The 8080-nt window shown below is 66.5% G+C and carries 8 protein-coding genes; 1 reads left to right on the top strand and 7 read right to left on the bottom strand.

Features of this window, described 5'->3' with window-relative positions:
- Positions 1 to 119: 119 nt before the first annotated feature.
- From DPV79_RS37415 to DPV79_RS37405, 3 genes are all read right to left on the bottom strand, one after another.
- A complete protein-coding gene (locus tag DPV79_RS37415; protein WP_021160836.1) occupies positions 120 to 929 on the bottom strand; it encodes a BPSS1780 family membrane protein in 810 nt (269 codons plus the stop codon).
- A complete protein-coding gene (locus DPV79_RS37410; protein WP_113047777.1) occupies positions 920 to 1918 on the bottom strand; it encodes a homoserine kinase in 999 nt (332 codons plus the stop codon). The genes DPV79_RS37415 and DPV79_RS37410 overlap by 10 nt, the downstream gene beginning before the upstream one ends.
- A 101-nt stretch (positions 1919 to 2019) precedes the next feature.
- Positions 2020 to 2415 (bottom strand): hypothetical protein, encoded by a 396-nt coding sequence (locus DPV79_RS37405; RefSeq protein WP_021160838.1) that lies wholly within the window; start codon positions 2413 to 2415, stop codon positions 2020 to 2022.
- Between the two features lie 129 nt (positions 2416 to 2544).
- Here DPV79_RS37405 and DPV79_RS37400 point away from each other — a divergent pair, with 129 nt between their 5' ends.
- Entirely contained in the window at positions 2545 to 4071 is a 1527-nt protein-coding gene (locus tag DPV79_RS37400; protein WP_060309694.1) for an AMP nucleosidase, read from the top strand.
- Between the two features lie 610 nt (positions 4072 to 4681).
- Here the strand turns inward: DPV79_RS37400 and DPV79_RS37390 are convergent.
- The 4 genes from DPV79_RS37390 to DPV79_RS37375 all read right to left on the bottom strand — a co-directional run bounded on the left by DPV79_RS37390 (position 4682) and on the right by DPV79_RS37375 (position 8079).
- Complete coding sequence (locus DPV79_RS37390; RefSeq protein WP_048022169.1) at positions 4682 to 5245, bottom strand: tautomerase family protein; 564 nt, start codon at positions 5243 to 5245, stop codon at positions 4682 to 4684.
- A 149-nt stretch (positions 5246 to 5394) separates the two neighbouring features.
- Entirely contained in the window at positions 5395 to 6387 is a 993-nt protein-coding gene (locus DPV79_RS37385) for a GlxA family transcriptional regulator (protein ID WP_059554645.1), read from the bottom strand.
- A gap of 233 nt (positions 6388 to 6620) precedes the next feature.
- Positions 6621 to 6929 (bottom strand): hypothetical protein, encoded by a 309-nt coding sequence (locus tag DPV79_RS37380; protein WP_021160843.1) that lies wholly within the window; start codon positions 6927 to 6929, stop codon positions 6621 to 6623.
- Positions 6930 to 7320: 391 nt separating this feature from the next.
- Positions 7321 to 8079 (bottom strand): LOG family protein, encoded by a 759-nt coding sequence (locus DPV79_RS37375; RefSeq protein ID WP_048022163.1) that lies wholly within the window; start codon positions 8077 to 8079, stop codon positions 7321 to 7323.
- Between the last annotated feature and the right edge of the window lies 1 nt (position 8080).

Raw genomic sequence — 8080 nt, 5'->3', positions numbered from 1 at the left:
CTGCTTCGCCCTCTACTCGACTTCGCACGCGATGACGAAGGCGGGGGAACGGGGGAGGCGCCGGGCGGCAACCCGGCGCGAGCGCGGCGGGCCGGCGACACGCGCCGGCCGGGAAGACTTCAGCGGCCCGACGTGGTGGTCGTCGCGCCCGGCTCCTGGATGCCGAAGCAGCCGCGATAGGTCGCGTAGAACGAGCAGTACAGCATCGTGACGATGACGATCGTCAGCGGCATCATGATCGTCAGCGCATAGGCGCCGGCGCCGAGCGCCTGCAGCAGCAGCGACAGCGCGAGCGACGTGCCGAGCGCGACGCCGAACCACAGCGCGCCGTACACGACGAACGCGCCGCGATTGCGCCAGCAGCTGACGACGCTGAAGAACAGCGCCTTGGCGGGCGGCACGTCGTGCCACGCGACCAGCACCGGCGCGAACCAGAACAGCATCGCGACCGGCAGGTAGAGCAGCGTCGCGAACATCAGCGCGCCGAACGTGCCTTGCGCGGCGAGCGTTTCCGGCGTCGCGCTCGCTTCGTCGGCCGCGCCCATCATCACGTGGAACAGCGCGCCGCCGTCCACGAACGACGAGGCGGCGAACACGAGCACCATCGACGCGACGTAGATCACGCCGAGCACGAGCAGCCGCTGGGTCGCGACGGTGCCGTACGAGCGGAAGCCGTCGACGAGGATCGTCGGCATCACGGTCTTGCCGGCCACCGTGTCGCGGCATGCGGCCATGAAGCCGACCGCGATGCCGGGAATGAACACCAGCGGCAGCGCGGAGCCGATCACGGGCACCTGCGACACCAGCGTGATCGCCAGCAGGTACGTGAAGAACAGCGTGATGAACGCGAGCGGGTTCCGGCGGAACAGCCAGATGCCTTGGCGGAACCAGACATAGCCCGTTTTCGCGGGCACTTCGATCAGTTGCATGCGGTTTGGATCTCGGGAAGCGCGGGCGTATGCGCGATACGCTCGCGCAGGATGCGTTCGAAATGGCCGGGGTCGTGCGGCTTGAGCATCTCGGCCGCGCGCGGCAGGTAGAAGTCGTACAGGCGCGACACCCAGAAGCGGTACGCACCCGCGCGCAGCATGTCGCTCCAGTGGCGGCGCTCCTCGGCCGTGAACGGCCGCACGGTCTGGTACGCGCGCAGCAGCGCATCCGCGCGCGCGACGTCGAGCACGCCGGTCGCGAGGTCGACGCACCAGTCGTTGACCGTGACCGCGACGTCGAACAGCCACTTGTCGCAGCCCGCGAAATAGAAGTCGAAGAAGCCGCCGAGCCGCACGTCATGGCCGGTGTCGGGCGCCGCGTGCGCGAACAGCACGTTGTCGCGGAACAGGTCGCAATGGCACGGTCCGGCGGGCAGCGCCGCGTAATCGTCCGACGCGAAGAAGCTGGCCTGGTGCGCGAGTTCGCTATCCAGCAGCGCGCGCTGCGCGTCGGTGATGAACGGCGAGATCGCCGGCACGTTCTCCTGCCACCACGGCAGGCTACGCAGGTTCGGCTGGTTGCGCGGATAGTCGCGGCCGGCCAGGTGCATGCGTGCGAGCATCTGCCCGACCTCGATACAGTGTGCGACCCCCGGCGCGAGTTCCGCCGAGCCGTCGAGCTTCGTGACGATCGCGGCCGGCTTGCCGTGCAGCTCGCCGAACAGCGCGCCGTCGTCACGCGGGACCGGATCCGGCACCGGTACGCCGTGGCCGGCCAGATGGCGCATCAGGTCGAGGTAGAACGGCAGTTGCTGCGCCGTCAGCTTTTCGAAGATCGTGAGGACGTACTCGCCGCGCGTCGTCGTTAGGAAGAAATTGCTGTTTTCGATACCGGACGGAATGCCGCGGAACGCAAGCACGTCGCCCAGTTCGTAGTGGCGCATCCATTGCGCGAGATCGGAGTCGGAAACAGCTGTGAAAACGGCCATGCGGGATGCGTCAGGTCAGGGTGTCGGCACGCGGGCGGCGTGCGTCGCGACAGCAGGTGAAGGGAGGCGGCGCGCGGCGTTCGGTGCGGCGCGCCGCGGAATCAGTAGCGCAGGTTCAGCGACGGCAGGCGCGTGATCGGGATGCCCGCGTCGTGCGGCTTCGGCGACGTGTCGGGCGTCGAGCTCATCTGGTAGCGCGTGCCGAAGTTCGACTTCACGTCGATCTCGACCGGCTTGCCGCGATCGCGGTACTCGGTGACTTCGGTGCCGTTCTTGCTCTTTTCGTGGAAGCTCGGCGTGCGGCGGATGTCGGCGAAGTCGACTTTCGACGTGACTTCGGCGCCCGGCCGGTTGATCTTGCGGAGATCGGGCAGGCCGGCGGCCTCGTTGGCCTCGGCCCGTGCCTGCGCGTCGGCGTCAGGCGTGCCGCCGGCGGCGTAAGCGGCGCTGGCGGCGGCAAACGCGGCGGCAGCGACGACGAGAATGAGCGGCTTCATGATGAGTCTCCAGTGAACCCACCGATTTTAGCAAATACTGCGCACCATCCGGCCCTCGCGTGCGTGGGGGCAGCCACAAGGGCGACCGGGTTCCGTGGTAATGTCGTCGGATCAGACGAGGTGATGAAAATGAAGAACGATTTGAGCCGCCGGCACCGTGTGCTGACGCCCGAGAGCCCGTCGGTCGAGGCTTTCGACGATCCGATCGCCGCCGTCGCGCGGCTGTCCGCCATTTACGACACGAACACGGGTTTCCTGCGTGACGCATTCGCGCGCTATCGCCGCCACGAACCGATCACCGAGCACGTGCGCGCGTGCTACCCGTTCGTGCGGATCCGCACCGATGTCAACACGCACGTCGATTCGCGCCGCTCGTACGGATTCGTCGCGGGCCCCGGTGTGTTCGAGACGACGGTCACGCGCCCCGACCTCTTCGCGAACTACTATCGCGAGCAACTGCGCCTGCTGGCGAAGAACCACCATGTGAAGATCGAGATCGGCGTGTCGTCGCAGCCGATTCCGATCCATTTCGCGTTTCCCGAAGGCATCCATCTCGAGGGCGAGCTCGACCGCGACCGCCTGCTCGCGATGCGCGACATCTTCGATACGCCCGACCTGTCGTATCTCGACGATCGCATCGTCAACGGCACGTTCGAGCCGGCGCCGGGCGAGCCGCATCCGCTCGCGCTGTTCACGGCCGCGCGCGTCGACTTCTCGCTGCACCGGTTGCGCCACTACACGGCGACGTCGCCCACGCATTTCCAGAACTACGTGCTCTACACGAACTACCAGTTCTACATCGACGAGTTCGTGAAGCTGGGCCGCACGGTGATGACGGAGAGCGACGATCCCGAGGTGCGCGCGTATCGCAGCCAGTACAGCTCGTTCGTCGAGCCGGGTGACGTCGTGACCTACAACGCGAACCTCGGCAGCGAGCCGGCCGAGGGCGCCGCGCCGCCGCGCCTGCCGCAGATGCCCGCGTATCACCTGAAGCGCGCGGACGGCAGCGGGATCACGATGGTCAACATCGGCGTCGGCCCGTCGAACGCGAAGACGATCACCGATCACATCGCGGTGCTGCGTCCGCACGCATGGGTGATGCTCGGTCACTGCGCGGGGCTGCGCAATACGCAGCGTCTCGGCGACTACGTGCTCGCACACGGCTACGTGCGCGAGGATCACGTGCTGGACGCCGACCTGCCGCTGTGGGTGCCGATTCCGGCGCTCGCCGAAGTGCAGCTCGCGCTCGAGCGCGGGGTGGCCGATGTCACGCAGCTCGATGGCGTCGAACTGAAGCGCGTGATGCGCACGGGCACCGTCGCGAGCGTCGACAACCGCAACTGGGAGCTGCGCGATCATCGCGAACCCGTGCAGCGCCTGTCGCAGAGCCGCGCGATCGCGCTCGACATGGAAAGCGCGACGATCGCCGCGAACGGCTTCCGCTTCCGCGTGCCGTACGGCACGCTGCTCTGCGTGTCGGACAAGCCGCTGCACGGCGAGCTCAAGTTGCCGGGCATGGCCGACACGTTCTATCGCGGGCAGGTCGACCAGCATCTGCAGATCGGCGTGAAGGCGATGGAGATCCTGCGCACGAACGGGCTCGACAAGCTGCATAGCCGGAAACTGCGGAGCTTCGCGGAAGTGGCGTTCCAGTGATGTGAACGGCGGCCCCGGGTGCGGTGTGCGTCGCGATGTCAGGCGCAATCGCGAACCGGGGCATGACGGGCTTCAAGGCGGCAGGCGTGCACTTGTACCTCTCCGTCTCACCGTGCGTAGCCACTCGCGGTGGCCGCGTCGCGGCCTTAGTACTGGAACGCGATCATTTTCTGCAATTTGGAAGTTGTCCTATTGGTTGCCCTTGTCATCGAGAATATGCTCTCCTGCGTGGCGTTATTCGACGCCCGTACGAAGGAACGGCGAACAGTCGATCCGATCGATTCCTATCGAATTGAAAGAGGGCATACCTGATGAAAATCAATTTCTTGCTGGCTTCCCTGATGCTCACCACATCTCTGTCGGCAATGGCCAGAACCGCGGTGATCGGTCCGTCCAATCCCTGTGCACCCGTCGCAGTAATCGGCCCGTCCAACCCCTGCAAACCCGTCGCGGTGATTGGCCCCGGCCCTGTCAAAAAGTGTCCGTGCTACTGACCGAATAAGTGATTAAACGGGTGCGCTCGCCCTTGGGCGCATCTTGTCCGTGTATTGCTTTCTCGTGCCGTCCGGCACGCTGCCGTGCGTGTCGGACAAGCAACTGCGCGCCGGCGTCAGCGTACGGCTTTAGCGGCCGGTTCGAGCGATCCACTCCGAGCCGTTTCCAACATCGAATCTCGCACCGCATCGATAACCCGACCCGCATCCGCCTGTCGCTTGATCGCCAGCCGCCATTCCCCGAGCGCCCGCAGTTCGGCGCCGCCGAAATATTCCATGATGTCCGGCAGGCGGCGCACGACGCCGCGGCTGCCCCAGCAGCCGTCGTCGATTTCCGTTGGAAAGACCCACACGCGCGTCGCGACGGCATCGACCGGCAGGCCCTCCGCGCGCGCGACGGCAGCGGTCACGTCCGCGATCAGCCCGGCACGCGCGGCATCCGTGTACTGACCTTCGGGCACGGTCGGCACGATCCGGTAGATCGGCGCAGGCGCGACAGCCCCGGCGCGATACACGGCTGCCGGCCGATGGACGAAGATCCAGGTCACGTCCCGCGTGCGCGGATTGTCGGGATCGAGTCCCTCGTGACGGATCAGCGTTCCGGTCAGTTCTTCCATCAGTTGGGCTTCGGCCTGCGGTGCGAGCGCACCTTCGGGAATGTAGACGTCGATCATCGGCATGATGGTGTCCTGGTTCGGTGAGGATGGCGTCGCTCCGATGCCGGGCGACGTGAATCCAGTGTACGAACCGCATGCCGGCGCGCGGAGTGGCGAAACTGCCATTCGACGATGCCATTTCCGACACCGCACCCGACGACGGTTGCGCGCGCTTATCGCGTGAAGCGACGGCGATACTCGCCGGGGGAGATGCCGGTCTCGCGCTTGAACAGTTGCCGGAAGCCGCTGATGTCCATATAGCCGACGCGCTCGCAGACGGTGTCGATCGCGAGCGTCGTTTCCGCGAGCAGCCGCTTCGCGACTTCGATCCTGAGCGTCTGCAGATACCTGAGCGGCGGCGCGCCCACGGCGTCCCTGAAACGGCGATGGAGCGTGCGTTCGCTCATCGCGACGTGATCGCTCAGCCGGGCGAGGCTGAACGGCTCGCGCAGGTGCTTTTCCATCCAGCGTTGGGCGCGTGCAATGGCCGCATCGTCGTGCCCGTCATGCCCCATCCGGCCGAGATCGATGAATGAATCCTGCGACACGCGGTTCACGTCGATCAGCATGACCTTGGCGACGGCCGCGGCAAGGCGCGCGTTCGCGAGTTTGTCGACGACCCGCAACGCGAGATTCTGATACGACGTGATGGCGCCGCCGCACAATATGCCGTCCTGTTCGGTCAGGACGTCCGACGCGCGCAATGCCACGTCCGGATAGCGTACGCGGAAGCTCGATGCTTTCGACCAGTGCGTCGTGGCGACGCGGCCGTCGAGCAGCCCGGCTTCCGCGAGCAGGAACGCGCCCGTGCAGTACGTCGCGATCAGTGTGCCGCGCGCATGTTGCCGGCGCAGCGCGTCGAACAGCGGCGCGAGTGACGCGGGCCGGGCGAGCAGCCGCTCGAGATCGGCGACGAACGGAGCGGTGAGCCAGATCGCATCGGCGGTGCCGTGACCGTCGATCGTGCCGTCGACCGCGGCGGCCTGGCCGGAAGCCGTGCGCACCGGCTTGCCGTCGATCGATTCGATGCGCCAGCGAAACGGGGCCTGCGGCCGGCCGTTACGTAATGACGGGGCGAGATGATTGGCTGCCGTGAAGATGTCGGTCGGCGCGGCGATGCCAGACGCAAGGGCATGGTCGACAGCCCAGATCCGGATGAGTGGCATGGGTGGCGGGAATGGCCATGGACAGGGTCGATCCTACCATCGGTGCCACGCGGTCATGGAGGCGGTTGCAGGCGCGCGATGCGCCGGCTCGCGGCGTGCGCGGCAGTCGGGCTTTCCGCTCGCATCGTCGGTAGGGGGGCAGGGATGGCACGGAACGCGTCGCTGAAAGCGACAAGGCCGCCCGGCGCTGAAGCGCACGGGCGGCCTTGCCGGTCAGGCGAGTGCGTTGTGGCTCAGCACTCGCCCTTCTTCGCGTGCCCCGGCGGGCAGTGATAGCCGCGGCGATCCGGGCCGTGTTCGCGGTCGCGATAACGCTGGTGATCTTCCCATTCGCGGCGTTCCCAGTAGCGGTGGCCGTCCCAGTAGCGGTCGCCGTGCCAGCCGACGATGACCGCGGGTGCCGGGGCGACTACGACGGGTGCGGGCGCGACGACGACCGGTGCGGGCGTGCCGATGTTGACGTCGACGTTGACGGCGTGGGCGAGGCCGGACAGCGAAAGGCCGAGGCCGGCGAAGGCAAGGGCGATCAGCGAGCGTTGCATGTTCTTTTCCGTGATGTCGTTGTGAAAGGCCGGCGCGACGCGATGGAAGCGAGGGGGGATCGTTCCACCGGGGGAAACGCCGCACCGACACATGCAGTGTGCTGGTGCGCGACGGAAAACGCGAGGTGGGTTTGTTACGGCGGATTGGCGGCCGGCAGGGGCAGGGTACAGGCGCCGGGTCGCGTCATTTGACAATGGCGGCCCGCGTTTGCGGATGATTGCGCGCGTCGCGCGGCACCGGCCTCGCGAATTTGACATTCGACGGCGAACGGCGCGCCAGGCGCGATTAATGGCGCGTTACAAAGTGACACGCGGCAGGTGGCGGGATCGCCACGCCTGCCGCGCGGAAAGCGGGATGCCGGCCCTCGGGCCGGCGGTCTTCATCGACCGGTTACAGGTAGAACATCCGGTCTTCTTCGGGGCGCGGCGGATGGCCATCGTCGTCCGAACCTTCTTCCTCGCCGCTGTCCTCGTAGAACGCGAGCACGGCGTCGAGCACCTGGTCGGGATCGTCGATCACCTGCATCAGGTTCATGTCTTCCGGATTGATGAGGCCCATCGGGATCAGCTGGTCGCGGAACCATTGCAGCAGCCCCTTCCAGAACTCGCTGCCGACGAGGATGATCGGCACGAGGCGCGACTTCTTCGTCTGGATCAGCGTGAGCACTTCCGACAGCTCGTCGAGCGTGCCGAAGCCGCCCGGCATCACGATCACCGCATCCGAATTCTTCACGAACGTGACCTTGCGCGTGAAGAAGTGGCGGAAGCGCAGCGAGATGTCCTGGTAGTGGTTGCCGGCCTGTTCGTGCGGCAGCTCGATGTTCAGGCCGACCGACGGCGCCTTGCCGGCGTGCGCGCCCTTGTTCGCGGCTTCCATGATGCCGGGGCCGCCGCCGGAGATCACGGCGAAGCCTGCATCGGACAGCTTGCGCGCGATCTGCGCGGCCAGCTTGTAGTGCGGCGTATCGGGTTTGAGGCGGGCAGAACCGTAGATGCTGACGGCCGGGCGGATCTCCGACAGGTACTCGGTCGCCTCGATAAACTCTGCCATAATCGTGAACATCTGCCACGATGCGCGGGCCTTCTTGGCTGTCGCGCGCTCTTGATCTGCGAGCGAACGCAGACTCGGAATCACTTTTCTCTTGTTCATA

This window comes from Burkholderia reimsis (genome assembly GCF_003294055.1).
Classification (GTDB): domain Bacteria; phylum Pseudomonadota; class Gammaproteobacteria; order Burkholderiales; family Burkholderiaceae; genus Burkholderia; species Burkholderia cepacia.
This window is presented reverse-complemented; position numbering and strand designations above follow the sequence as displayed.

Excerpts from the sequence above, each read along its gene's own strand:
- DPV79_RS37405 (WP_021160838.1), bottom strand. The coding sequence starts at position 2,415 with ATGAAGCCGCTCATTCTCGTCGTCGCTGCCGCCGCGTTTGCCGCCGCC.
- DPV79_RS37415 (WP_021160836.1), bottom strand. The coding sequence starts at position 929 with ATGCAACTGATCGAAGTGCCCGCGAAAACGGGCTATGTCTGGTTCCGC.
- DPV79_RS37400 (WP_060309694.1), top strand. The coding sequence starts at position 2,545 with ATGAAGAACGATTTGAGCCGCCGGCACCGTGTGCTGACGCCCGAGAGC.
- DPV79_RS37375 (WP_048022163.1), bottom strand. The coding sequence starts at position 8,079 with ATGAACAAGAGAAAAGTGATTCCGAGTCTGCGTTCGCTCGCAGATCAA.
- DPV79_RS37390 (WP_048022169.1), bottom strand. The coding sequence starts at position 5,245 with ATGCCGATGATCGACGTCTACATTCCCGAAGGTGCGCTCGCACCGCAG.
- DPV79_RS37380 (WP_021160843.1), bottom strand. The coding sequence starts at position 6,929 with ATGCAACGCTCGCTGATCGCCCTTGCCTTCGCCGGCCTCGGCCTTTCG.
- DPV79_RS37410 (WP_113047777.1), bottom strand. The coding sequence starts at position 1,918 with ATGGCCGTTTTCACAGCTGTTTCCGACTCCGATCTCGCGCAATGGATG.
- DPV79_RS37385 (WP_059554645.1), bottom strand. The coding sequence starts at position 6,387 with ATGCCACTCATCCGGATCTGGGCTGTCGACCATGCCCTTGCGTCTGGC.